The organism is Rhizobium sp. A22-96 (assembly GCF_053521805.1).
This window is the reverse complement of record NZ_JBNWDQ010000001.1, coordinates 886,343-911,282: the sequence shown is the minus strand read 5'-3', so window position 1 is coordinate 911,282 and position 24,940 is coordinate 886,343. Positions and strand designations below refer to the sequence as shown.

The 24,940-nt window shown below is 61.1% G+C and carries 17 protein-coding genes; 4 read left to right on the top strand and 13 right to left on the bottom strand.

Going from position 1 to position 24,940, the window contains the following annotated elements; all coding sequences use genetic code 11:
- Nucleotides 1-76: 76 nt before the first annotated feature.
- The 13 genes from ACQZ6F_RS04090 to ACQZ6F_RS04030 all read right to left on the bottom strand — a co-directional run bounded on the left by ACQZ6F_RS04090 (nt 77) and on the right by ACQZ6F_RS04030 (nt 18,300).
- On the bottom strand, nt 77-2,734 hold the full coding sequence (locus ACQZ6F_RS04090; RefSeq protein WP_449092759.1) for a nitrate reductase: 2,658 nt from the start codon (nt 2,732-2,734) through the stop codon (nt 77-79).
- Nucleotides 2,735-2,745: 11 nt separating this feature from the next.
- The gene (nirD, locus tag ACQZ6F_RS04085; protein ID WP_068393820.1) at nt 2,746-3,081 is read right to left on the bottom strand and encodes a nitrite reductase small subunit NirD; all 336 of its coding nucleotides are present in this window, start codon (nt 3,079-3,081) and stop codon (nt 2,746-2,748) included.
- A gap of 4 nt (nt 3,082-3,085) precedes the next feature.
- Nucleotides 3,086-5,536, bottom strand: a complete 2,451-nt coding sequence (gene nirB / locus ACQZ6F_RS04080) for a nitrite reductase large subunit NirB (RefSeq protein ID WP_449092758.1) — start codon at nt 5,534-5,536, stop codon at nt 3,086-3,088.
- Between the two features lie 5 nt (nt 5,537-5,541).
- Entirely contained in the window at nt 5,542-6,339 is a 798-nt protein-coding gene (locus ACQZ6F_RS04075) for an ABC transporter ATP-binding protein (protein ID WP_077467753.1), read from the bottom strand.
- A 10-nt stretch (nt 6,340-6,349) separates the two neighbouring features.
- Nucleotides 6,350-7,243, bottom strand: coding sequence for a nitrate ABC transporter permease (ntrB, locus tag ACQZ6F_RS04070; protein ID WP_449092757.1), 894 nt, complete (start codon nt 7,241-7,243; stop codon nt 6,350-6,352).
- Complete coding sequence (locus ACQZ6F_RS04065) at nt 7,243-8,586, bottom strand: CmpA/NrtA family ABC transporter substrate-binding protein (protein WP_449092756.1); 1,344 nt, start codon at nt 8,584-8,586, stop codon at nt 7,243-7,245. The genes ntrB and ACQZ6F_RS04065 overlap by 1 nt, the downstream gene beginning before the upstream one ends.
- A 325-nt stretch (nt 8,587-8,911) precedes the next feature.
- The gene (locus ACQZ6F_RS04060; RefSeq protein WP_449092755.1) at nt 8,912-10,180 is read right to left on the bottom strand and encodes a CmpA/NrtA family ABC transporter substrate-binding protein; all 1,269 of its coding nucleotides are present in this window, start codon (nt 10,178-10,180) and stop codon (nt 8,912-8,914) included.
- Nucleotides 10,181-10,232: 52 nt separating this feature from the next.
- A complete protein-coding gene (locus ACQZ6F_RS04055) occupies nt 10,233-10,820 on the bottom strand; it encodes an ANTAR domain-containing response regulator (protein ID WP_449092754.1) in 588 nt (195 codons plus the stop codon).
- A 112-nt stretch (nt 10,821-10,932) separates the two neighbouring features.
- Nucleotides 10,933-11,988: a DUF2218 domain-containing protein gene (locus ACQZ6F_RS04050; protein WP_449092753.1), complete on the bottom strand. Its 1,056-nt coding sequence runs from the start codon at nt 11,986-11,988 to the stop codon at nt 10,933-10,935.
- Nucleotides 11,985-13,985 (bottom strand): Fe(3+)-hydroxamate ABC transporter permease FhuB, encoded by a 2,001-nt coding sequence (gene fhuB / locus ACQZ6F_RS04045; protein ID WP_449092752.1) that lies wholly within the window; start codon nt 13,983-13,985, stop codon nt 11,985-11,987. Before fhuB ends, ACQZ6F_RS04050 begins: the two co-directional genes overlap by 4 nt.
- The gene (locus ACQZ6F_RS04040; protein ID WP_449092751.1) at nt 13,969-14,862 is read right to left on the bottom strand and encodes an ABC transporter substrate-binding protein; all 894 of its coding nucleotides are present in this window, start codon (nt 14,860-14,862) and stop codon (nt 13,969-13,971) included. Before ACQZ6F_RS04040 ends, fhuB begins: the two co-directional genes overlap by 17 nt.
- 190 nt (nt 14,863-15,052) lie before the next feature.
- Nucleotides 15,053-17,248, bottom strand: coding sequence for a TonB-dependent siderophore receptor (locus ACQZ6F_RS04035; RefSeq protein WP_449093131.1), 2,196 nt, complete (start codon nt 17,246-17,248; stop codon nt 15,053-15,055).
- 167 nt (nt 17,249-17,415) lie between these two features.
- On the bottom strand, nt 17,416-18,300 hold the full coding sequence (locus ACQZ6F_RS04030) for a helix-turn-helix domain-containing protein (RefSeq protein ID WP_449092750.1): 885 nt from the start codon (nt 18,298-18,300) through the stop codon (nt 17,416-17,418).
- 305 nt (nt 18,301-18,605) lie between these two features.
- On the opposite strand from ACQZ6F_RS04030, the gene htpG reads away from it, so the two are divergent.
- The 4 genes from htpG to ACQZ6F_RS04010 all read left to right on the top strand — a co-directional run bounded on the left by htpG (nt 18,606) and on the right by ACQZ6F_RS04010 (nt 24,930).
- Entirely contained in the window at nt 18,606-20,495 is a 1,890-nt protein-coding gene (gene htpG / locus ACQZ6F_RS04025; protein WP_449092749.1) for a molecular chaperone HtpG, read from the top strand.
- Between the two features lie 276 nt (nt 20,496-20,771).
- A complete protein-coding gene (locus ACQZ6F_RS04020; protein ID WP_449092748.1) occupies nt 20,772-21,545 on the top strand; it encodes a siderophore-interacting protein in 774 nt (257 codons plus the stop codon).
- Between the two features lie 341 nt (nt 21,546-21,886).
- Nucleotides 21,887-23,623, top strand: coding sequence for a type I secretion system permease/ATPase (locus tag ACQZ6F_RS04015; protein ID WP_449092747.1), 1,737 nt, complete (start codon nt 21,887-21,889; stop codon nt 23,621-23,623).
- A complete protein-coding gene (locus ACQZ6F_RS04010; protein WP_449092746.1) occupies nt 23,620-24,930 on the top strand; it encodes an HlyD family type I secretion periplasmic adaptor subunit in 1,311 nt (436 codons plus the stop codon). Before ACQZ6F_RS04015 ends, ACQZ6F_RS04010 begins: the two co-directional genes overlap by 4 nt.
- Nucleotides 24,931-24,940: the final 10 nt, after the last annotated feature.

Sequence of the window (24,940 nt, the reverse complement as noted above, 5' to 3'; positions counted from 1 at the left end):
CATTACGGTCAATCAGGCGAAACAGGGGTTTTCGACGAATGATTGATGGTGGCTCAAGACGTAGCTCTGGGGTGGTTCATTCGGCGGCAGCGGTGAGACATCCATCGATGATCCCCCGGATCTCGGCGCGGCAGGAGCCGCAGTTGGTGCCGGCGTTCAGGGCCTTGCCGACTGCCTCGACGCTGTGGCAGCCACCGCGGATGGCGATGACGATCTGATTGACGCCGACGCTGAAGCAGGAGCAGACCGTTGCACCCGCATCGACGGTATCGGCACCGGGCCTGCCGGCGACAAGTGCGAAGCGTTTGCGCAGATTGCCATGCGACGCGGATAGCTGTGCGATCGCCCAGTTTCGGGCGACGGCGACAGGTTGGCTGGCGACAAACAGCGCTGCAAGCAGCCGCTCACCGTCGAAGAAGGCAAGGCGTAGGTCGCCGGAGGCCCGGTCAGCGTAGCCGAGCGGCTCCAGCCGGTCGGGTATGTCAAACGTTGTGCGACACCAGCCGACCCAATCATCCGGCGTCGCATTGAATGCAAGCTCGGTGCGCCATCCGCCGTCGGTCTTGGCAAGCGCCCAGTAGGCGCTATCCAGATGACGCGGTTTTGCCGCCGAGACCGCAAAGCAATAATGTGCTGGCTTGAAGGGGCGGGCGCGGACGGCGACATTTTTCGAAGCCGGCTGGCCGGAAATGGGGTCGGTGACGGGCGCAACGACGATATCGATGCGTGCTCTTGCCGCAAAATTGTCGTTCCAGTGCATCGGCACGAACAGGCTGCCGCGTGCCTGCCGCTCCGTCACAAGGGCTCGAACGATCACCCCGCCATACGGGCTTTCGATCTCGACCAGGCCGGCGTCGCCGACGCCGATCTCCATGGCGTCGCGGGGATGGATCTCGGCAAAGGGCTCGGCGATGTGCTGCGACAGGCGGGCGCTCTTGCCGGTGCGGGTCATCGTATGCCAGTGGTCGCGAATGCGGCCGGTATTCAGTGTCAACGGAAACTGGCTGTTGGTTCGATCACTCACCGGCGCCTCGACGGCAACAAAACGCGCCTTGCGATCGGTGTGATAGAATCCGCCCTTGGCGAAGAAGCGGGTCGTCTGCTGCGCCGATCCTGCCGGCTGCGGCCACTGGAACGGCACTAGGGCGTCATATTCTTCTTCACCGATCGCCTCATGGACGCCGATATCGAAGTCGCGGCTGCCATCGTTCTCGAAGCCGGAGAGGCCGGCATGTTCGGCGAAGATGTCCGCGGCAGTCCGAAAGGAAAATGCCGCAGAAAAACCCATGCGGCAGCCGACTTCGGCCATCTGCCACCAATCAGGCCTGGCTTCACCGGGTGCGGAAAGAAATTGCCGCTGCCGGGAGATCCGCCGTTCGGAATTGGTGACGGTGCCGTCCTTCTCGCCCCAGCCAAGCGAGGGTAGCAACACATGCCCATGCTGCGTCGTATCGGTCTCTCTCAGTATGTCGGAGACGACGACGAAGGGGCAGGCCCCGATCGCGGCCTTGACTGCGTCGGCATCCGGCATCGAGACCACAGGATTGGTGGCCATGATCCACAGCGCCTTGATGCGGCCATCGCCGACGGCGCGGAGCATGTCGACAGCCTTCAGTCCCGGCTTGGCGGCAACTCCCGGCGATTGCCAGAAGCGCTGTACCCGGTTGCGGTCTTCTGCACTCTCAATCGCCATGTGGGCGGCAAGCATGTTGGCGAGGCCGCCAACTTCGCGGCCGCCCATGGCATTCGGTTGTCCCGTCAAGGAGAAGGGTCCCATGCCGGGCCGGCCGATGCGGCCGGTGGCAAGGTGACAGTTGATAATGGCGTTGACCTTGTCCGTGCCGGACGAGGATTGGTTGACGCCCTGGCTGTAGCAGGTGACGACTTTCTCCGTTGCGGCAAATAGTCGGTAGAATTCGCGAAGCTGCATCGCGGGCAGGCCAGTGAGGTCAAGTACTTCGTTGAACGACACGGCGCATGCGGTGGCAAATGCCTCGGCAAAGCCGTTGGTATGTTCGGCCACATAATTCTGGTCGACGGCATTGCTTGCGATCAGATGCGCGAAGAGGCCGAGGAAGAGTGCGACGTCGCTATCCGGACGGATCGCCAGATGCAGGTCGGCAATATCGCAGCTCATCGTCCGGCGCGGGTCGATGACGACGATCTTCATGGATGGTCGCGCCGCTTTGGCTGCGGCCAGCCGCTGGTAGATGACCGGATGGCACCAGGCGAGATTGGAGCCGGTCAGGATCACCAGATCGGCAAGCTCGATATCTTCATAAGTGCCTGGCACGGTATCAGCGCCAAAGGCGCGGCGATGCCCGGCGACGGAAGATGACATGCAGAGCCGGGAGTTCGTGTCGATATTGGCCGAGCCGATGAAGCCCTTCATCAGCTTGTTGGCGACGTAATAATCTTCCGTCAGCAGTTGGCCGGACACATAGAAGGCAACGGAATCCGGGCCATGCTCGGCAATCGCCTCGCCGAAGCGTTTCGCGACGAGATCGAGTGCCTGGTCCCAACTCGCCCGCTCGCCGTTGATCTCCGGATGGAGCAGACGACCGTCGAGGTCGATGGTCTCGGCGAGCGCTGATCCCTTGGAACACAGCCGGCCGAAATTGGCCGGATGATCGGGATCGCCCTTGACGGAGACCTTGCCGTCACCGCCAACGCTGGCGACAACGCCACAGCCAACGCCGCAATAAGGGCAGGTGGTTTTGGTCTCAACGGGCATGGTCGCGCCGCTCACTCCGCCGCCATCATCAGGCTGTCGAGCGCGATCGACAGTACCCCATTCTCGTTGCGCACTGGAATGGTCCTGACCGCGCCCTTGTCCGCACCAAGTGCCTCGCCGGTTTCGAGCGAAATCACCCAATTGTGCAGAGGGCAGGTGACGGCTGCACCATGAACGATGCCCTGGCTCAGCGGGCCGCCCTTGTGCGGGCAGTGATCCTCGATGGCGAAGATCTGGTTTTCGGCGGTGCGGAAGACGGCGATCTTGCCCTGCGGGGTTTTCACACACCGCGCGCCACGCAAGGGAATATCCGAGATATCACCGATTTCGATCCAGTTCATGTCCATCTCCTCACTCGGCCGCCTGATGGAAGCCGACCGTCGCCATCGGCCGGAATTCGTGCTTGTCCTTGCCTGAGACGCGCTCGGACCAGGGATCGACCTGCGCAAATTTCTGGCTGAAGACGAAGCGCTGGTAATAGGCTTCGCGCTTTTCCTGGTCAGTCATGATCTGGCGACGGATCTCGTCAAGGCCGATGCGCTTGGCCCATTTATAGATGCGTTCGAGATAGCGGCCCTGTTCGCGGTACATCTGCGTCAACGCCACGATATGCTCCAGTGCCTCGTCTTCCGTCTTGACGAGGCCGAGCACCTCCGTGCCCTTGATGTCGAGACCGGCAGCACCGGCGAAATGGATCTCGAAGCCGCTGTCGACGCAGATGACGCCGATGTCCTTGCAGGTTGCTTCGGCGCAGTTTCTCGGACACCCTGACACAGCCAGCTTGAGCTTTGCCGGCGTCCAGGAGCCCCACATGAATTTCTCGATGCGGATGCCGAGGCCGGTGGAATCCTGCGTGCCGAAACGGCACCAGTCGGAACCGACGCAGGTCTTCACCGTACGCAGGCCCTTGGCATAGGCCTGGCCGGAGATGAAGCCGGCCTTGCCGAGGTCGGCCCAGACGGCCGGCAGGTCCTCCTTATGAATGCCGAGCAGATCGATGCGCTGGCCGCCGGTCACCTTCACCATCGGGATCTCGAACTTGTCGACGACATCGGCGATGGCGCGCAGTTCACCGGAATTGGTGACGCCGCCCCACATGCGCGGCACGACCGAATAGGTGCCGTCTTTCTGGATGTTGGCGTGGACGCGTTCGTTGATGAAGCGCGACTGGTAGTCGTCGGCATACTCGTCCGGCCAATCGCAGACGAGATAATAGTTCAGTGCCGGCCGGCACTTGGCGCAGCCGCAGGATGTCTTCCATTCCAGCTCCTGCATGACGGCCGGTATGGTCTTCAGCTTCTTGGCCTTGATCAGGCGGCGCACATCGTCATGGCCAAGCTCGGTGCAGGTGCACATCGGCTGCACAGCCTTTGGATTATAGGCATCGCCAAGCGTAATCGACATCAGTTGCTCGACGAGACCGGTGCACGAGCCGCAGGAGGCGGAGGCCTTGGTATGGGCTCTGACGTCATCGAGCGAGGTCAAGCCCTTGGCCGATATGGTCGAGGTGATCTTACCCTTGCAGACGCCGTTGCAGCCGCAGATTTCCGCGTCATCCGGCAAGGCTGCAACGGCCGCCATAGGGTCCAGCGGCGACCCTCCCTGATATGCCTGCCCGAAGATCAGCGTCTCGCGCATCTCGGAGATGTCGGTCGCCTTTTTCTTCAGATCGTTGAACCAGGCGCCATCGGCCGTTTCTCCGTAAAGCACGGTGCCGATGATGCGGTTGTCCTTGAGTATCAGTCGCTTGTAGACGCCGGCTGCCGCATCGCGCAGGACGATCTCCTCGCGGTCGTCGCCATCGGCGAAGTCGCCAAGCGAAAACAGGTCGATGCCGGTGACCTTCAATTTGGTTGGTGTATCCGAATGCACGAAGCTGGCGGAGGTGTCGCCGGCAAGCTGCGCGGCTGCAACGCGCGCCATCTCGTAGAGTGGTGCGACAAGGCCATAGACCTGCCCGCCGACTTCGGCGCATTCGCCCAGCGCAAGGATATCGCCATCGGAGGTGCCCATACCGGCATCGACGACGATGCCTCGGTTGACAGCAAGGCCGGCTTCCTTCGCAAGCCCAGCGCTTGGGCGGATACCGACGGCCATGACCACCAGCGTTGCAGGTATGATCGTACCGTCGGAGAGTTCCAGACCCTCGACCTTGCCGTGCCCGACGATGGCCTTGGTATTGGCCTTGGTGATGACCTTGATGCCGCGCTCCTCGATCGCCTTCTGCAGGAGATAGCCGGCGGCGGGGTCGAGTTGACGCTCGAGAAGGGTCGCATTGACGTGCAGCACGGTGACATCCATGCCGCGCAGATTGAGGCCGGCGGCCGCCTCAAGGCCAAGCAGGCCACCACCGATGACCACCGCCTTGGCGCGCGATTGCGCTGCCAGCAACATGGCATTGACATCATCCAGATCGCGATAACTCAGGACGCCAGGTAAGTTTGCTCCGGGAACGGGGATGATGAAGGGAACGGAGCCGGTGGCGATGACCAGTTTGTCGTAGCTCTCGGTGACGCCGTGATCCGAGGTTACGGTCTTGGCGACGCGATCGATGGCGACGATCTTGTGGCCCTTGTAGAGGGTGATGTTGTTCTTGATGTACCAGCCGTCGCCATGAATGACGATTTCCTCATAGCTCTTTTCGCCTGACAGTACCGGCGACAGCATGATGCGGTCGTAGTTGACGCGCGGCTCGGCGTTGAAGATCGTGACCTGATAGAGGTCGGGCGCCTTTTCGAGAAGGTGCTCCAGCATGCGACCGGGCGCCATGCCATTGCCGATGATGACGAGTTTGTGGGTCATGGAGATCACTCCGCAGCTTCGACGAAGCGGTGGCGTTCGTAGAGGAACTTCAGCACGGCTTCGCGGCATTTGAGGTAGGTTCGGTCGGAGGCGAGCTCGAGGCGACTTCGCGGCCGGGGCATCGGTACCTCAAGGACGTCGCCGATATGAGCGGCAGGACCGTTGGTCATCATCACGATGCGGTCGGAGAGCAGCACGGCCTCGTCGACATCATGGGTGATCATGACCATCGTGCTGCCGAGGCGGGCATGGATTTCCATGACGGCATCCTGCAGATGGGCGCGGGTGAGCGCGTCGAGCGCGCCGAAGGGCTCGTCGAGCAGCAGGATCTTCGGCTCCATCGCGAGCGCGCGGGCGATGCCGACGCGCTGCTTCATGCCGCCGGAGATTTCCGAGGGGCGCTTGTCCTTGGCGTGCGCCATCTGCACGAGATCGAGATTGCGCATCACCCATTCATGCCGCTCGGCCTTGGTTTTCTTGCCACGAAACACTTTCGAGACGGCGAGATTGACGTTCTCGTAGACGGTGAGCCACGGCAGCAGGCTATGGTTCTGGAAGACCACGGCGCGCTCGGGGCCTGGCTCATTGACCTCGCGGTTTTCTAGGAGCACCGCCCCCGCGGAGACCCGAGTGAGGCCGGCGATGAGGTTGAGCAGGGTGGACTTGCCGCAGCCGGAATGGCCGATGATCGAGACGAATTCGCCCTTGTCGATGGTGAGTTCGATGCCCTTTAACACTTCGGCCCGCTGGCCGCCGCGATCGAAATGTTTGTCGATATGATCGAGCTTCAGATAGGCGCTCATCCTGTTCTCCTCAATTGCTGGTCATACCGCGGGTGACGATGGCGCCGAGCCCAGCGACTAGTCGGTCGAGGACAAAGCCGGTGACGCCGATATAGGCCAGCGCCACGATGATGTCGGGCAGGCGCGACGAGTTCCACGCGTCCCAGATGAAGAAGCCGATGCCGACACCGCCGGTCAGCATTTCGGCGGCGACGATGGCAAGCCACGACAGCCCAGCGCCGATGCGTAGGCCGGTGAAGATGTAAGGCGCGGCGGCAGGCACCATGATGCGGAAGAAGAATTCGATCTGGTTCAGCCGTAGTACTCTTGCGACATTGCGATAATCCTGCGGAATGTTACGTACGCCAACCGCCGTGTTGATGATCACGGGCCAGATCGAGGTGATGAAGATCACGAAGATCGCCGACGGGTTGGAATTCTGGAAGGCGGCAAGCGACAGCGGCAGCCAGGCGAGTGGCGGCACCGTGCGCAGCACCTGGAAGATCGGATCAAGCCCGCGCATCGCCCAGATGGATTGCCCAATGAGTGCGCCGATCAGCACGCCGGTGACAGCGGCAAGGCCGAAACCATAGGCGACGCGCTGCAGCGAGACGAGCACACGCCAGGCAAGCCCGATATCCTGTGGCCCGTTATTGAAGAACGGATTGACGATCAGGTCGTAGCTCTCCTGCCAGACCACCGATGGCGGCGGCAGGCTGGCGCCCGGCTGCTCACAGAGCAGTTGCCAGATGCCGAGCATGATCATGAGAACCACCAGCGGCGGCACGACGGCCCGCAGGATCGCAAAAGCGATCTGACGGATGTCGATGCGGCGGGCGGGGCGGGCCGAGAGGGTGACAACCTGGCTCTTGGGCACAGTTGGTGCTGCCGGATTGGGTGTTTGTTTGCGAGCGAGTGCGGACATCACGACGCCACCTTGATCGAGAGGCTTTCGAGGTAGGCTAACGGGTTTTCCGGATCGAAGACCTTACCGTCGAAGAATGTTTCCTTGCCGCGCGAAGTCGAGGCGGGAATGTCCGATGCGGCGACGCCGAGATCCTTGGCGGCATCGCGCCAGATGTCCTGACGGTTCACTTGCCCGACCAGGGTCTTGATGTCGGTGCTGCGAGCGAATTTGCCCCAGCGCATGTTCTCGGTGATGAACCATGCGTCATGGCTCTGATAGGGATAGGAAACGCCGCCCTTCCAGAATTTCATGTAGAGATCGGTGCCCTTGGCAACACGGCCGTTGCCGTAATTGATGTCGCCCTTAAGGCGGCCGAGCACATCCTTGGGCGGCACGTTAAACCATTGCCGCTTGCCGAGGATGGTCGCCATCTCCTCCTTGTTGTCCATGCTGTCGCACCATTGTTGGGCTTCCATGACGGCCATCAGCAGGGCCTTGGCGGCATTGGGGTTCTTCTCGATCCAGTCGGCGCGCATGCCGAGCGCTTTTTCCGGATGGCCTTTCCAGATCTCTCCGGTCGTACATGCCGTGAAGCCGATGCCCTGATTGACGAGCTGCTCGTTCCAGGGCTCGCCGACACAGAAGACGTCCATATTGCCGACCTTCATGTTCGCCACCATCTGCGGCGGCGGCACGACGATTGTGGATACGTCCTTGTCCGGGTCGATGTCGCCGGCGGCGAGCCAATAACGGATCCACAGATCATGCGTGCCGCCAGGGAAGGTCATCGCGGCTTTGATTTCCTTGCCCGCGGCTCTTTTCGCGTCAAAGGCGGCCTTCAATTTGGAGGCGTCGAGCTGGACGCCGGTGTCGGCATATTCCTTGGCGACCGAAATGCCCTGGCTGTCGTAGTTGAGGCGGGCGAGGATCGCCATCGGCACAGGCTGATTGTTCTGTGTCACCTTGCCGGTGTGTATGAGGTAGGGGAGAGGCGAGAGGATATGCGCGCCATCGATGCCATTGGCGGCGCCGCCGAGCACGAGATTGTCGCGAGTTGCGCCCCAGGATGCCTGCTTGGCGACGTCGACATCGGCAAGGCCATGCTTTTCGAACAGACCCTTTTCCTTGGCTATGACCAGCGGGGCTGCGTCCGTCAGAGCGATGTAGCCGAGCTTTACCCCCGATACTTCCGGGCCGGCGCTCGCTGCAAAGGCGCCGGAGGGGAAGGCCGCCCTCACAGCGCTGATCAGGGCTGCGGTAGCGGACGTCTTCAAAAGGTTTCGGCGGGTAACGCCACCGGACAGGATCTTCTTCACTTGCAGTTCCCCTTGTTTTGCTCGTGACGGGTGAAATTCGGACATAAAAAAACGCCGCATCGGTCGATGCGGCCCGGAACAGGAAGAGAGTCCCCGGGGGCAAGAACCTTGCGACGTCAATGTCTTTGCGAGCGCGTTTTCCGCGCATTGCGTGCTTCGATCGCCATTGACCGAAGCGAATTTAACAAAGCAAACCGTGTGCCAGTTTTCGATGGGGAGGCTACGGCATTGTAATGTCTTTGTTATTTTGCAATTTCATGCGACTGCGTATTGCGTGGGCAGTCAGCGCGAATGCAAATATTTTGAGCTAATAGGCGACGCCGGGCTTTGCTGGTTGCGTCGATTTTGTGCAACGCAGCGTATTGAGGCGTCAGATTTCGTCGCTGGAAGCTGGCCCGACAGTCTTCGCCTTCACTGCGAAGCCGGCAACATAACCTGCCATGTCTACAGGGTCGAAGACGTGGCCGTCCATGAATCGATCGCCGTCCTTGTCACCTTCGATGCGTATATCGGCATCATCAGGCGATGCCTCGTTTCCTAGCGCCAGCCGATAGAGATCGGAGCGGTAGGCGGAGGCTGCCATCTTCATATTCTGCTCGGAGAGAGCGGTCTGGCCCCAGCGCACCATCTGGCTGAGAATCCAAAGAGCCTGGCTCGGGCGCGGATAATTGGCAAAGCCGCCATGGAAGCTGAAATATCGATCGATCACGCGGCGGTGACCCTTGGCATCGAGGTTGAATTCCCCCGCCAGCACATGGCGGATGATCTCGACGGGGGCGGCGATATAGCGCTGATCGGCCAGCGCCTCGGCAAGGGCGGTATGGTTTTCCGCATGATCGCACCAGCGTGCGGCGGCATCCAGTGCCACGATCAGGCGTGACACGGTCTCGGGGTGGCTTTCGGCCCATTCTGGACGCATGCCGATCACCTTTTCCGGTCCGGAAGGCCAGATATCCTGCTTGGCGGCGACGATGCGGCCGACGCCACGCTCGGATGCGACCATGTTCCATGGTGCGCCGACGCAGAAGCCGTCGATGGCACCTGCCGCTAGCGCGTCTGACGTCAGTGGCGGCGGCACGACGACGAGCTTCACGTCCCGATCCGGATCGATGCCGCCAGCTGCCAGCCAATAGCGGAATTCGTAGTTATGCGACGAGAACGGATAGGTCATGCCGAGCGTCGGCGGCTGCGCGCCACGCTCCTTCATCGCTCCCACGACCTTGGCCAAGGCGGTTGAATTCTCCAACGCACTTGCGTGGTCGGAAAGGCCGGCCTCGTTGCTCATGCGGTCGAACAGCCGTGTCGACAGGGTGATGGCGCTACCGCCGCGACCGAGTGAAAAAGGCGTAATCGTCGGTGACGGGTTCGACCCCAGCCCCAGCATCGCGGCGACCGGCATCGGCGAGAGCATGTGGGCGATGTCGAATTGGCGGAAGGCGAGGCGGTCGCGGACATTTGCCCAGGACACGTCCCTGACGAGATCGAGCGTGATGCCTTCCTTGCGGGCAAAACCGAATTCTGCCGCGGCGATCAGTACGGATGCGTCGACCAGCGGAATAAAGCCGGCGCGCAGCGTGCGCGGGCCTTCGCCATTGGTACGCAAAGGTGCGGCCAGCTTACTGCCGTCTTGCGCTCTCATGTTCACTCCGATGTCTCCCCTTTACGGGTGGACGAGATAAGGCAATGCGCGATCACATCAGCAACCCCGCTGCCGTCACCACGCTTTGTGCGATGTCGGACATCTTCTTCTTTTCGTTCATCGCCGTTTGCCGAAGCAGGGCGAAGGCCTCTTCTTCCGACAGGCCGCGCATCTTCATCAAAATACCCTTGGCGCGCTCGACGATCTTACGCTCCTCAAGGGCCGACTTGGCATCCGCGAGTTCCCGCTGCAGCCGGCTGAAGGCGTTGAAGCGGCTGACAGCCATGTCGAGGATCGGCTTCACCCGCTCTTTTCTGAGGCCATCAACGATATAGGCGGAGACACCGGCATCGACCGCTGCCTCGATCGAGGCCGTGTCGGAGCGGTCGACGAACATGGCGATCGGGCGCCCCACAGTCCGCGTCAGCTGGAAAAGATGCTCCATCATGTCGCGGTTGGGGTTTTCGAGATCGATGATGATGACGTCCGGCCGCAGCGTATCAATGGTGCGTGCCACGCCATGGACTTCATGGATGACGGTCACGCGCTCGTGCCCAGCCTCCCGCAGGCCCTCTTCGATGATCGAGGCGCGGATGGTGTTCTCATCGATCACAAGAATGGTCAGATCGAGACGGCTCATTGCGCCTTTATGACGCAATGCAGCAAAACGGGCAAGCCATGCGCTAAAATATTAGGCGAAATGTAATATGCCTAAATATTATGCGATATGACTATTCGAGGGTATGCATCTTTCAGCGCTGCCAATAAGCGGCAATGCTGAAGGTGCCCGCATCTCTGGCCATCTCGCCTTTCATGAAGGCGCGGATGGTGCGGGCTTGCTGCTGCTCGCAGGCAGCCCAGACAAAGGTTTCGGGATCGGCTGATGGCACGATGTCTTTCAGGATGCGCTCGAGCGTATCCGTCGTTCCCGCATCGGCACCGTTGCGGTGAAGCCAGGTGATGTTCATCGGCGCACTGGAGGTCAAAGGCTGCTCCTCAAGCCTGTCGGCGACCTCCAGGAAAATGCGCAGATCAGCTTCGGCGGGCACGGCGGCGGCGATGCGGGCAATAGCGGGCAGGGCCGTTTCGTCGCCGGCCAGAATGAGCTTGCGCGCCGCAGGAACGCCGCCGCCGCCGGGGCCGATAAGAGCCGCGCGGTCGCCGGGCTGGGCCTTCAACGCCCATGTTGCGCCGGGGACGTCATCGCCTTCATGCACGACGAAGTCGATGTTCATCTGGCCGCGAACAAGATCGATGCTGCGGATCGTATAGGCGCGGATGGTCAGCGCGTCATCGCCCTTGGGCCAATGGATGCGGCCGTCCGGCTCCGTATGCGGCCAGACCGGCTCGCGGCCCTTCGGCGGAATGAGGAGGCGGGCATGCATGCCACCTTCGGAGAAATGCCTGACGTCATCGGTCGCGACCACAACGCGGCGCATATGCGGGGTAACGTTATAGGCGTTGACGACGGTAATCTCGCGAAGGTTCGGAATGACCGAAGGCTGAGGTCCATCGGCCCAGGTGAGATCGAGTGCATTGCCGGCAGACAGTTCGAAAAGGTTTTCGGCCACCATGCTGCGCACGGTGAAAAGCATCGCCGCCGTCGGGCAGCGCAGTTTGATGTCGAGGCGATTTTCGGAGATAGCAATGTCGGCACTGCCGATGACGGTCTCCAGGCAAGCGCCGGATGGGCTTCGTGTGACTTTGACGTGCTCGGCAAAACGCCCGCAGAATTGCTCCAGCAACTGACCGGCATCCTGATGTGGGGTGGCAACGCCGGACGCTGTGAAGTCCCTTGCATGCATCATTGCTTTGTCTCCTTGCGGGTCAGGAACCAGATGAGATACGGGCCGCCGATCAGGGCCGCAAAAAGGCCAACCGGCACCTCGTAGGGAAAAATCACCATTCGCGACAGCCAGTCGGCGATGGTCAGTAGCATCGCACCGAGCACTACGCTGGCGATCAGCTGATGGGGGGTGCTGCGAAACCCGATCAGACGGGCGAGATGCGGCGCGATCAGTCCCGTCAGGCTCAGAGGGCCGACGAGATAAGAGGGAATGGCGGTCAAGAGGGCGGCCAGCACCGCCAGAACGAACCGGCTTATCGCAACCGATAGGCCGACCGAACGTGCGACGCCACCGCCCATCGGCAGAATGTCGAACCATCGCCGCAATAGTGGCAGCAGCGGAATGAGGATGGCGGCCGAAATGACCCCTGTCCAGGCTTCAAAAGACCCGGCGCGATTGGTGGAGCCCGACAGCCAGGTCAGCAGCAGATAGCCGCGCAGGTCGCCACGGGCGAGAACGACGGTAACGATCGCCATCGATAGCGCGCCGATCGCAATTCCCGAGAGCAGCAGCCGTTCCGGCCCGAAGCCGCCACGCGCGCTGATCGTCAACATCACGAGGAAGGCAATGAGCGCGCCGAGCGTCATGGCGGTGATCATGATCGCAGGCGAGGGGAAGGCGAACAGGAACAGGGCCACCGTCAGGCCCGCGCCGCCACCGGCGCTGACGCCGAGCACTTCGGGGCTGGCGAGCGGATTGCCCGTGAGGCGCTGCATGATGAAGCCGGCGGCCGCGAGCATCGCGCCGGCTGCACCGGCGACTACGGTCCTCGGCAGGCGGAACGGCAGAAGCTCTGAGAATTGGCTGCCAATTGCCACATGCCAGCCATCCATGCCGCGACCGACCGACAGCGCCCACAGGAGCAGGAGAATGAAAGCGACGGCGAGGAGGGCCAGTGTTCGGTGCGGCTTGGCTAGATTTTGCCTTACCCGCGGCGCGCTTTGGGTGTGAAGCGCGCTGACGGAACGCAGCCGTGGCAAAAGCAGAAGCAGCAGCGGGCCGCCGAGGAGCGCCGTTGCCGCACCGGTCGGCGCAAGGTCGGAAAAGCCGGGCGAGAGCAATTGTACCGCGCAATCCGTGAGGAACAGTAGGCCGGCCCCGGCAAACGGTGCGGCGATCAACAGCTGGCCGGTGCGGCGTGCGCCGCAAAACCGGGCGAGATGTGGTGCGGCAAGCCCGAGAAAGCCGATGATCCCGACCTCAGCCGTCACCGAGGCCGAGAGCCAGACTGCAAGCGCCAGAATGGCGAAGCGCGTGCTGTGGAGGCCGAGCCCGAGGCTCTTCGCGCTCGTGTCGTCTAGGCTCATGATAGCAAGCGGACGGATCAGCACGGCAGCGGCGATGAAGCCTATGGCGAGGCGCGGGGCAAGTGTGATGATGCCATCCCAGCTTTGCTGGTTCAGGGCGCCGGCACCCCAGATGAAGATCGACATGGCATATTCGCCGCGCGCAAGAATGATGGTCACGCTGAGTGCCGAGGCGACCAATGTCACCATCATGCCGCAAAGCGCTACTGTCACCGGATCAAGACCACGGCGCCAGCTCAGCGCCAGCACGATCAGGACAGCCGCTAGTCCGCCGGCAAACGCCGCGATCTCGCGTGGCAAGCCGACCAGAAGCGGGAAAAAGCCGATGGTGATCGTCATCGCCAGTTGCGCGCCGGCGGCGATCCCGAGTGTCGATGCGTCGGCGATGGGGTTGCGCAGAACCCTCTGCAGCAGCGCGCCGGATAGGCCGAGAGCTGCGCCCGCGATGAGCGCGATGGCCGAGCGCGGCAACAGGCTGTCGACAAGCAGGATGCGATTGAGAACCGCCGCACCGGTCAAATCCGGAGTGAGCTGTGGACGCAGGGCGACCAGCAGAGTGAAGGCGAGGATGCAGGCAAGGCCAAGGACGAGGCTGTTTAGGCCCAGCGGTCTGCGTCTGACGATGCCTGGCCGCTCAACCGTTCCATGCATGGGAGAGCCCTCCTGCAAGGAGATCGGCAAAACGTCCGGCTGCCGGCAATGCGCCATAGGGGTTGATCGAGCCGAGCAGGAGTACACGGCCGGCCTGCACCGGTGGCAACGCCTTCCAGAAGGCGCTTTGCTGCAGCTCGGCAAAGGCATCCACCGGATGCGGCGGGATCAGCACGATCCATGCTTCCGGCATAGCGGCCAGACGTTCGATCCCGACCGGGGCAGTCGCCGAATAGCTGGTAAGATCAGGCCAGGCATTGGTGAGGCCGGTGCGGGTGAGAACTTCGCCGAACATGCTGTCGGAGCCGAAGACGCGGAAGTGCCTGGCATCACCGAGGTTGATCAGCAGGATCGGCCGACGGTCGCCTTTGCTGAACTGGCTGCGATAGGTTTCGAGCTTTGCTCGCGTGGCATCGACCAGCGCCCGGCCGGCGGTCAGCCCAAGCCGATCACCCAGCGCGAGGGTCATTTGCTCGGAGAGCTGATAGGGGCTACCGCCCGGCTGATAGACGGCATGGCTCTCCACCGGCGCGATCAGGCGCAAGCGTTCATCGGCCCAGGCATAGAAATTGGAGTTGAAGATCAGGTCGGGCTTGGTGGTGTAGAGGACTTCGAAATTCGGGGTGCCGCGCAGGCCAAGATCGGCGACGCCGGGAGGCACCTGAGGCGTGACCGCGACGTCCCTGAACTGCAAAAGCTCGGTCCCGGCGACGACGTTGGCATTAATGGCGAACAGGGTTTCGAGGATCGCCCAATCGAGCGTCGCGACGCGCGGGCTCGTTGCTGCCTGCGCCGGCGCAAAACCGGCAACCGCGCCGGCTGCAACCGTCGCCAGCAATTGCCGGCGTGATAGAGTATGTTCGCGTCGCGCAGTCATGGAAGATAGCTGATGGTTTCGCAACGCGGCAGGCGGGAAAGCACGTCCATATCGACGGGGAAAATTCGCTGTAGCTGTCCAGCCGTCTTCATCACGACGCCTTTGGTTTCAAACGGGTAAGGGGATTGCCATTTGGCAATCCCCGGCTCTTTGCCATGATCGAGAACAAAAGTATACTTTTAATCTCAACTTACCATTTCTTGGTGAGCTTGAAGGTGACCGTGCGTGCTTCGCCATAGCCGCAGACGTTCTCTCCCGCGCAACCCGAGACATAGTCCTTGTCGAACAGGTTGGCGACGTTGAGCGACGCGCCCCAGCCCTTCTTCTCGTAACGAATGCCGGCGTCGAACAGTGTTGCGGAAGGTACGCGCAGCGTGTTGGCCTGATCTGCCCACGACTTGCCCTGGTAGCGTACGCCGGCACCGATGCTGAGGCCGTCAAGCGCTTCGCTGGTGAAGGCGTAGTCGAGCCAGAGCGAGGCGGTCGAGTTTGGCACGAGGTAGGGCGAATTGCCGATGATGGCGGTATTCAGATCCTTGATGACTTCCAAATCCGTATAGGAATAGGAACCAAGCACCTTCCAGTTGTCGTCGAGATTGACCTTGCCTTCGAATTCGACGCCGCGCGAACGGACCTCGCCGATCTGGCGCTGCAGGAAGGTCGTCGGATCGGTCAGCGCCATGTTCTTTCGGTCGATCTGGAAGATGGAGGCGGTGAACAGGCCGTCGATAAAGTCAGGCTGGTACTTGACGCCGGCTTCGTATTGCTCACCCTTTTCAGGTGTCAGCCCGCCGCCGGTGACGCTGGTGCCGATCAGCGGATTGAAGAAAGTGCCGGCGCTGACATAGGGCGTGATGCCGTTGGAGAACTCGTATGCGAGGCCCGCACGGCCGCTCGGCGCATTTTCGTTCGACTTGTAACTCGTGCCGACCTTGGAGTCGGAATCGGTATCGACGAAGTCGTAACGGCCGTTGAGTGTTACCAGCCAGCCGTCGCCGAAGCGCATCTGGTCCTGGGTATAGATGCCGAGTTGCTGCTGCGTCATGACCTGATTGAGGTAGACGAAGTTGGTTCCCTGCGGTGTGCCATAGACCGGGTTGGTGGCGCTGATCGGATTGGAGCCGCAGCAGGACTGGATCTGGTCGAGGCGGTAGATCGAATAATCGGTGCCGATCAGGAAGTCGTGGCTGATGGGGCCGGTATCGAACTTGTTCTCTGCGCGGGTGTCGACGGAGAAGGTGTCCACCTTCGAGCGCTCGAAGAATCCGATGCGGTTCAGCATGTAATTCGGGTCGTTATAGCCTGGGCTGAGTGGATTGCCGTCCACATAGCCGTTCAGATACGGGCCTTCCTCGCGCTTGTAGAGATGGCCGTAGCGCGCGTTCTGCGACACGGTCCAGCCGCCGTCGAAGTCATGCGAAAACTCGTAGCCGAGCATCTGCTGGGCGTATTTCAGGTTGTCGATGCTGCGTTCGCCATAGAAGGCATCGCGCTTGATCTTGCCGAAAGGTGCGTCGACCACGGTGCCGACATAGGGGAAGAAGCCGTTGCCGCTGTGGATCTCATCGAGGCCGCTCAGCATGCCGAAAACGGTGAGCTTGGTGGATTCGTCGGGAGAGATTGTCACCTGCGGCATGATGAAGCCACGCAGGTCGTGCGTGCCGTCGCTATAGGTATCGCCGCCGGCGATCTTGCCGGTCACGCGGTAGCGAAAGACGCCATCGGCCGAGAGCTTGTCGGAGAAATCGAAGCCGACGAAAGCGTTGCCGAGATTGTTGATGCCGATCTCGGTGGAATATTGCGGAGTGTCGGTCGGCTCCTTGCGGACCATGTTGACCAGGCCGCCCGGATTGGCGCCGCCGTAAAGCACGGAGGCAGGTCCCTTCAGGACCTCGACGCGCTCGAGCATGTAAGGATCGATCTGGAAGCCGCCGAAACCGTAGCTGTAGAGCGTCAAGCCGTTCATGAAGACGCCGCTCTGCGTCGCGTCGAAGCCGCGAATATAGAACCAGTCGGTATCGCCGTCATTGCCGAAAGGCTGCGTGGTGACGCCCGGCGTATAGCGCAGGGCTTCATCGACCTTGTTGGTGATGCCGCGATCCTGCATTTCCTGCTGGCCGATGACGGAGACGGATTGCGGGACTTCGGTGATCGGCGTGTCGGATTTCGAACCGGAGGTTGTTTTCTTGGCGACGTAGCCCTTGACCGGAGCAGTGCCGCTATCTTCACCCTTCTGCTGCGAGCCGCCGCCGCCTTGAATGACCAGCGGCTGCAATTCCGTGGCCTTTTCCTGTGCCGCTACCTGCGAACCAGCCAGCAATGCGGTAATGGCTACGCCCGTCGCCAATATCCACGCCCGTGATACGTCTTGCTTCAATCCCAGCATTTCCGTCATCTGTCCCGATTTTACGCCTGCTCGACCAGGGCGGCCGATCCCTCAATAAGATGAGCAGTTAACTCATATTTAACGGCGGCGCTTGTCCGTTACTGGGAAAATTGTACGTTTTTGGGCAATTCTCCGCGGTGCATGCAATTGCTCGCGAACTGTGGTTTTCAGGCAAGCATGCTGCGTTTCCAGTTGGCCGGAGCCGCGCCGACATTCTTGCGGAAAACGCGGGTGAAATGCGCCTGATCGGCAAAGCCGGTTTCGACGGCAACCGTGGTCAGCGGCATCTCGCTCTTCAACAACAGGTGCTTGGCCCGCTCGATCCTCGCTTGCGTCTGCCATTGATGCGGCGGCAGGCCGGTCGACGCCTTGAAGGCGTGGCTGAAGTGCGATTGCGACAGGCCGGTGAGCGAGGCCAGTTCTTCGAGCCGAATGTTGCGAACGCAATTCTCCTCGATGTAATCGACGGCGCGGCGGAGCTGCCAAGCGGCGAGCGCGCTGCGCCGACGCGGCTGCGGCGCACGCAATTGCAGCACATCGATCAGCAGCGAGAGCGTCAGGCCATCGCCATAGAGATCGTGGAGCGGCTCGGGGTTCTCGCATTCGGCGGCGATCAGCTCGGCAAGCGCGATCAGGCGTGGATCGCTGAAGTGCAGTCGCGGATGGTCGATCCGTGCGGGATCGATGTCTTCCATCAGCCTTTGGCCGATGATCGCGGCGTCGAAATGGATGTCGAGATGGCGCACGAATTCGATGCCGGTGAGATCGGCCCAGAGCTCCATGCCGCCAGGGATGTAGGAGATCCTGCCGTGATCATAATCTTGCGGGCGGGCCTGTGCGCGTGGCGACAGCCGGACGTTTGTCGCTCCGGAACCGCGTTGATCGAGCAGGATAAACAGCCTTGGATCCTGGGCAACATAGTATCCGCCAGCCTGCGCCGCGCAATTGACGTTCCATATATCGGCGACGATGCCGTTCCATTGGCGGCGATGAACGCCACCAATGACGGAAAAGCCGCCGATCTTGTTTTGCATTCTGGGCTGAAACGTCATTTGCAGCTTCCGATGTTGCTCCGTGCGATAATCCTTCAGATCAAACTCAAGTTATTATAGCAGAGCTGTGCCGCTGGCAATCCGGCGATTGCGGGCTTTATAGTTCCCGACTTTGGATGGCAAGATGGCTTGTTTAAGGGTCGCAGGCTGTGCGGATGGACTGATTTCGCGGCTGAAAAATTGGACTGATGCGACGGAAATCTCCCGCCATCATGCAATGAGGCAACAACGTCCGCTTGAAATTTGCCTCGTCTTCCGCCACCTGTCCGGCGCGACATTTGTTATTCCCAGGAGACTAGACGCATATGACAGCCACCACCGCAGAACATACCGCCGAGAGCCACGTCTTTGAGGCTGACGTTGCCCGCCTTCTGCACATGATGGTTCACTCGGTTTATTCGGACAAGGACGTCTTCCTGCGCGAGTTGATCTCGAATGCGGCCGATGCCTGCGAGAAGCTGCGCTATGAAGCGATCGCCGCACCGGCGCTGCTGGCCAAGGACCCCGAAAGCCGCATCCTGTTGACGCTCTACGCCGATGCCAACAAGCTCATCGTCGAGGATAACGGCATCGGGATGAGCCGCGAGGAAATGATCGAAGCGCTCGGTACGATCGCCCGCTCGGGCACGCGCGCCTTCATGGAACGCATCGAGGCCCAGAAGCAGGGCGAGGGCGCCCAGCTCATCGGCCAGTTCGGTGTCGGCTTCTATTCCTGTTTCATGGTTGCCGACCGGGTTGATGTCGTCTCCCGCCGCGCCGGTGCCGACGATGCATGGATCTGGTCGTCGGACGGCAAGGGCGGCTACAGCGTCGCTCCGATCGATGCGGCCGAGGCGCCCGCCCGTGGTACGCGCATCACGCTGCATTTGATGGACGACGCCAAGAACTATGCATCGCGCTGGAGTGTCGAGCGCATCGTCAAGGAGCAATCCGGCCATGTGCCGGTGCCGATCAAGATCGCCGAAAAGCCGGGTGACGAAGCCACGCAGCTGACCGACGGCACGGCGCTCTGGACCAAGTCGAAGAACGACATCACCAGCGAAGAATATACCGATTTCTATCGCGGTATGTCCGGCCAATATGACGAGCCGGCCCTGACGGTTCATTTCCGCGCCGAAGGCCGCCATGAATATTCGGCGCTTGCCTTCGTGCCCGGCTCGCAGCCGTTCGATCTCTTCGATCCGGATCGCAAGGGCCGCATGAAGCTTTATGTGAAGCGGGTCTTCATTACCGACGAGGCGGAATTGCTGCCGCGCTACCTGCGTTTCGTGCGCGGCCTTGTCGATACGAACGACCTGCCGCTCAACGTTTCGCGCGAGATGATCCAGGAAAGCGCGATCCTGTCGGCAATCCGCAAGGGTGTCACCAACCGCATCATCACGGCGATCGAGAAGCTGGCCGAAAGCGACCAGGATGCTTTCCTGAAGCTCTGGGAAAACTTCGGTAGTCTGATCAAGGAAGGCATCCACGAGGACTTCGAGCGGCGCTCGCAATTGCTGGCGCTGTCACGCTTCCGCACGACGGCCTCCGGCGAGGGCTATCGTTCGCTTGCTGATTACGTCAAGGATGGCAAGGAAGGTCAGGAGGCGGTCTATTATCTCGTTGGCGGCAGCCTGGAACAGCTGAAGGCTTCGCCGCAGCTCGAAGGCTTCCGCGCCCGTGGCATCGAAGTGCTGCTGTTGTCGGATTCCGTCGACAGCTTCTGGGTGATGAATGCGCCTGAGTTCGAAGGCAAGAGCTTCAAGTCGATCACCCAGGGTTCCGCCGATCTCGCGCAATTCAAGAAGCTGGAGGAGGACAAGGCGGAAAGCACGAGCGCTCCTGCCGAAGTGCAGGCCTTCATCGATTTCGCCAAGGAAAAGCTTGCCGATGAAGTATCCGACGTGCGCGCATCCGATCGCCTGATCGAAAGCGCCGTCTGCCTCGTCGCCTCCGAGCAGGGTTACGACCGCCAACTCGAAAAGATCCTGCAGGGCGCCGGCCGCTTGCAGTCTGGTGCCAAGCCGATCCTGGAAGTCAACATGGATCACCCTGTCGTCAAGGCGATCGCCGCCAAGATCGATGCACCGTCGCTGCGTGACGATGCGGCATTCCTGCTCCTCGACCAGGCGCGTGTGCTCGATGGCGACAAGCCGGCCGATCCGCGCGCTTTTGCCGAGCGTCTGGTACGGGTGATGGAAAAGGCTCTTCAGTAGTCAATGCGGTTGGCACGGTTCGAAAGAGCCGTGCCGGCCTGTCCATGAAATGATCAGGCCGTTAGATCAACTCGCCGTAATAAAATCTTGTCTCAAATTATCATCTTTTGTTGCGAGATGAGAATTCTTCTTCTATAGAAGGCCCCAATTGGCCTGGTTATGTCCGGCCACGTAAGCGTTAACGTCACTCAACGCGTATGATCGGACGGCTTTGCGGCTTCGATCTGCGCGGCTGTGTCCTGCAGATCGAGGTTCGAGAGCCTCGAAAGGGTACAGATGGATAACCCCCAAACATCAAATCCGAATAGCTCGGCTCCGAAGATCGAGCGCGTGCGTCATGAGTTGAAGCGGCGCTCCCTCACCGTCTCCAGTCTTGAAAAGATCACGCCGGGCATGCTGCGCATCGAGCTTGCTGGTGAAGACCTTGCCGATTTCGTCAGCCTGGCGCCTGACGATCACATCAAGATCTTCGTCGCCGGCGCAGGCGAGGAGATGGAACGGCGCGACTACACGCCTCGCCGTTACGATAACGACGCTCGCACGCTGATCATCGATTTTGCCATTCATGAAGCAGGACCCGTTACCCAATGGGCGCTCGATGCTCGTCTCGGCGATAGGCTGGAGATCGGTGGTCCCCGCGGATCCGCAGTCATTTCCAGCGACATCAAGAACTGGCTGCTCATCGGCGACGAGACGGCTTTGCCGGCAATCGGCCGCCGCATCGAGGAGACGGGTGGCGATGTACACGTCACGGCGATCGTCGCGGTTGCGGATGGCGCCGAACATCAGGTCTTTCAGACCGATGCCCAACTGAAAACCCATTGGGCGTATCGGCCTTTGTCGCAAGCGACCGACGCGTCGGCGCTGCTGGCCGTTCTCCGGTCAATCGAGCTGGCGCCCGGCACCTTCGTCTGGATTGCCGCCGAGGCCTCGGTGACGCGGGCGCTGCGCGCCTATCTCGTCGAAGAGCGTGGCTATCCGCTGAGCTGGATCAAGGCATCCGGCTACTGGGTGAAGGGCAAGGCCGATACGACAGAAAAGTTCGAATAAGCGTTGATATGGCGGGCGGATATGAAAAACCGCCCGCCAATCGCAATGTGAAGACCGGCAGATCTTGCCGGCCAATCCTGCTGCTCCATCTCATGGCACAACTGTGCCGTAAATGGACGAGGGGCTCGATGCTAAGATTGGGTTCACCGAGACTGAAATCGGGGCAGATTTCGACTTCCTAAATTGCGTGGGATCGCCGAAGGTTAGGTGCGTGACGGAAACGGTGGAGAAAGCACCACCGATCGTCTTGCAGGTTCCAGGCGTCGAGCGGGAGGCGATGCTGACGAACATCACGCAAACCCCTGCCGCATGCGACGGCCAATATTGAGGAACGAAGCGAGATGCTTGCCGTCCCGAAAGAACCGCCGCAGACATTCGTCTCGCTGATGCTGTCGTCGCTGCGCAAGGCCTTCTTCAGCATTGCGCTCGCAAGCGCCGCCATCAATGTGCTGGCACTGACCGGCTCCTTCTTCATGCTGCAGGTTTACGACCGGGTCATTCCGAGCCACAGCCTGCCCACGCTGTCGGGGCTCGTCATCATCGTGGCGACCCTCTTCCTTTTCCAGGGGGCACTGGAGCTGCTGCGCACGATGTTGCTTGCGCGCATCGGCATGTCTCTGGACGAGCGCTTGAACAGAAAAGTTTTCCGCTCGCTTCTGTTTCTGCCGACCCAGAAACAGACAACGGATGACGGGCTGCAGTCTGTCCGCGATCTCGAGCAGATCCGCACGTTTTTATCCGGCAGCGGCGCGACGGCGCTCTTCGATCTGCCTTGGGTGCCGTTCTATCTGATCCTCTGCTCGCTGTTCCATGTCTGGATCGGCGTCACCGCCCTGTGTGGCGCTGTTTTACTGGTCAGCATTACCCTGCTCGCGGAAATATTGTCGCGGCGGCCGGCGCTCGAAGCGGCCAAATCCTCAGCGCAGCGCCTTGGTTTTGCCCAGGCTGCTCGGCGAAACTGGGAGGCGGCGATCTCGATGGGTTTTGCCGGCCGGCTGACCGAGAAATGGGTCGCCATGAATGATGACTATCTGAAGCATCAAGCGGCCGCGGGCTCCATCGTGGGCGCGCTGACGATTACGGCAAAGATCGCGCGCATGATGCTTCAATCCGCAGTGCTGGCCGTCGGCGCGATCCTCGTCATTCGCCAAGAGGCGACGGGCGGCATCATCATCGCCAGCTCTATCCTTGTGACGCGGGCGCTGGCGCCCGTCGAGCTTGCAATCGGGCAATGGAAGGGTTTCATTGCCGCGCGTCAGGGCTGGGCGCGGCTTGCGAAACTCATCGATGTCGCACCCGTCGAGCAGCACGTGCTCACGCTGCCGGCACCAATGCAGGAGCTCAGCGTCGAGAACATCAGTGTGGCATCTCCCGGTGGCCGTGATCTCATCCTGCGTAATGTCTCGTTCAAGATATCGGCGGGAACGGTGCTGGGCGTCATCGGCCCGAGTGCATCGGGAAAATCGTCACTGGCACGCGCGATCACCGGCCTTTGGCCGGTTGCGATCGGCAGCGTCAGGCTCGACAAGGCAGCGCTGTCGCAATGGGATTCGGATGAACTCGGCCGGCATATCGGCTATCTGCCGCAGGATGTCAGTCTGCTCGAAGGGTCGATCGCGGATAATATTTCCCGCTTCGCCAGGGATATGGCGCCCGAACCAATCATAACGGCCGCCAGGGCTGCCGGCGTCTACGACATGATCGTTAAGCTTCCCGAAGGGTTCGATACGGTGATCGGTGAAAGCGGCTCACGGCTTTCGGCCGGCCAGAGGCAGCGCATCGCATTGGCGCGCGCACTTTATGGCGATCCGTTTCTGGTGGTGCTGGATGAGCCCAATTCCAACCTCGATGCGGAAGGAGAGGCGTGCCTGAGCGCGGCGCTGACGGGCGTGAGGGAGCGTGGCGGCATCGCCATCGTCATTGCCCACAGGCCGAGCGCACTTGCTGCTGCCGATACGGTGATGATCGTTGCCGGCGGCCAGGTGCAGGCATTCGGTCCGAAGAAGGAGATCCTTGGGTTGCCGCCCAAGCATGCGGGGTCAGCGGCACTCGCGATCGCCGGGGGAGAAGCACGATGAACGACAGGCCTTCACCCTCAACCGAACGCGCCATACGCCGCCTGTCCCTTCTGATCGTAGCCGCGATATTACTGCTGTTCGGCGTGATGGGCGGCCTTGCCGCCGCGACGAAAATTTCCGGCGCGGTGATTGCCTCCGGCAGCCTGGTTGTCGACAGCTATGTAAAGCCGGTGAAGCATCTCAAGGGCGGCATCGCAAAGACGATCTTCGTGAAGAACGGCGACCATGTCTACGCAGGCCAGGTGCTGGTGCGGCTCGACGACACGCAGACCAGGGCAAATCTTGCGATCATTCGCAAGCGCCTAAATGAACTCTCCGCCCGCACCGCGCGTCTGGTCGCCGAGCGTGACGGCAAGGATGATATTGCCTTTCCGGCCGATCTGCTTCGTTCCGCCAGCGACGAAGACGTTGGAGCCATTCTGGCAGGGGAGCGGCGGCTCTTTCAAGACCGCCAGACTTCGCGCAATGGCCAGAAATCGCAGCTGCGCGAGCGAATCCAGCAGCTGCAGCAGGAGATCGAGGGACTTCTGGCGCAGGAGCAGGGCAAACGCAGCGAGATCGCGCTGATTGGCAAGGAGCTTGGCAGTCTTGAAGGGCTGCTCAGCCAGGGTATCATTTCGGCGACCAAGGTCTATTCGTTGCAAAGGGAGAGTGCTTCGCTGAACGGCGACCTCGGCAATGTCGTTTCGTCGATCGCCCAGACCCGTGGCAAGATCGCGGAAACCGAGCTGCAGATCCTCCAGATCGACGCCGATCAGAGTTCGCAGGTTTCCGATCAGCTGCGACAGGCGGAGAGTGATACGGGACAATATTCGGAACGTCTGGTTGCTGCGGAAGATGATTTGAAGCGGGTGGACATCAGGGCGCCGCAGGCCGGTGTCGTTGATCAACTGGGCATCCACGCCGAGGGAGCCGTGATTTCACCTGCCGAAGCTGTCATGCAGATCGTCCCCGACAAGGATGCGCTCGTGGCCGAGCTGAAACTTTCACCCCAGGATATCGATCAGATTTCTGTCGGACAGCCGGTCTCGCTGCGATTTCCGGCCTTCAATCAGCGGATTACGCCAGAGTTGAACGGGCGTGTGGAAACCGTCTCTGCCGATCTGGCGACGGATCAGCGTTCAGGCCAGAGCTACTACATCGTGCGGGCGAGGGTGCCGAAGCAGGAGTGGGATCGGTTGGGGAAATTGACGCCGCTGCCCGGCATGCCGGCAGAGGCTTTCATGCAAACAGGCCAGAGAAGCGTTCTGGCCTATCTGACAAAGCCCATGACCGATCAGATCCGGCGGGCATTCAAGGAGGATTAGGGTGCCTCCG

Bases quoted from the DNA above. Each gene is read 5' to 3' on its own strand.
- ACQZ6F_RS04090 (WP_449092759.1), bottom strand. From the start codon at position 2,734: ATGCCCGTTGAGACCAAAACCACCTGCCCTTATTGCGGCGTTGGCTGT.
- nirD (WP_068393820.1), bottom strand. From the start codon at position 3,081: ATGGACATGAACTGGATCGAAATCGGTGATATCTCGGATATTCCCTTG.
- nirB (WP_449092758.1), bottom strand. From the start codon at position 5,536: ATGACCCACAAACTCGTCATCATCGGCAATGGCATGGCGCCCGGTCGC.
- ACQZ6F_RS04075 (WP_077467753.1), bottom strand. From the start codon at position 6,339: ATGAGCGCCTATCTGAAGCTCGATCATATCGACAAACATTTCGATCGC.
- ntrB (WP_449092757.1), bottom strand. From the start codon at position 7,243: ATGTCCGCACTCGCTCGCAAACAAACACCCAATCCGGCAGCACCAACT.
- ACQZ6F_RS04065 (WP_449092756.1), bottom strand. From the start codon at position 8,586: ATGTCCGAATTTCACCCGTCACGAGCAAAACAAGGGGAACTGCAAGTG.
- ACQZ6F_RS04060 (WP_449092755.1), bottom strand. From the start codon at position 10,180: ATGAGAGCGCAAGACGGCAGTAAGCTGGCCGCACCTTTGCGTACCAAT.
- ACQZ6F_RS04055 (WP_449092754.1), bottom strand. From the start codon at position 10,820: ATGAGCCGTCTCGATCTGACCATTCTTGTGATCGATGAGAACACCATC.
- ACQZ6F_RS04050 (WP_449092753.1), bottom strand. From the start codon at position 11,988: ATGATGCATGCAAGGGACTTCACAGCGTCCGGCGTTGCCACCCCACAT.
- fhuB (WP_449092752.1), bottom strand. From the start codon at position 13,985: ATGCATGGAACGGTTGAGCGGCCAGGCATCGTCAGACGCAGACCGCTG.
- ACQZ6F_RS04040 (WP_449092751.1), bottom strand. From the start codon at position 14,862: ATGACTGCGCGACGCGAACATACTCTATCACGCCGGCAATTGCTGGCG.
- ACQZ6F_RS04035 (WP_449093131.1), bottom strand. From the start codon at position 17,248: ATGCTGGGATTGAAGCAAGACGTATCACGGGCGTGGATATTGGCGACG.
- ACQZ6F_RS04030 (WP_449092750.1), bottom strand. From the start codon at position 18,300: ATGACGTTTCAGCCCAGAATGCAAAACAAGATCGGCGGCTTTTCCGTC.
- htpG (WP_449092749.1), top strand. From the start codon at position 18,606: ATGACAGCCACCACCGCAGAACATACCGCCGAGAGCCACGTCTTTGAG.
- ACQZ6F_RS04020 (WP_449092748.1), top strand. From the start codon at position 20,772: ATGGATAACCCCCAAACATCAAATCCGAATAGCTCGGCTCCGAAGATC.
- ACQZ6F_RS04015 (WP_449092747.1), top strand. From the start codon at position 21,887: ATGCTTGCCGTCCCGAAAGAACCGCCGCAGACATTCGTCTCGCTGATG.
- ACQZ6F_RS04010 (WP_449092746.1), top strand. From the start codon at position 23,620: ATGAACGACAGGCCTTCACCCTCAACCGAACGCGCCATACGCCGCCTG.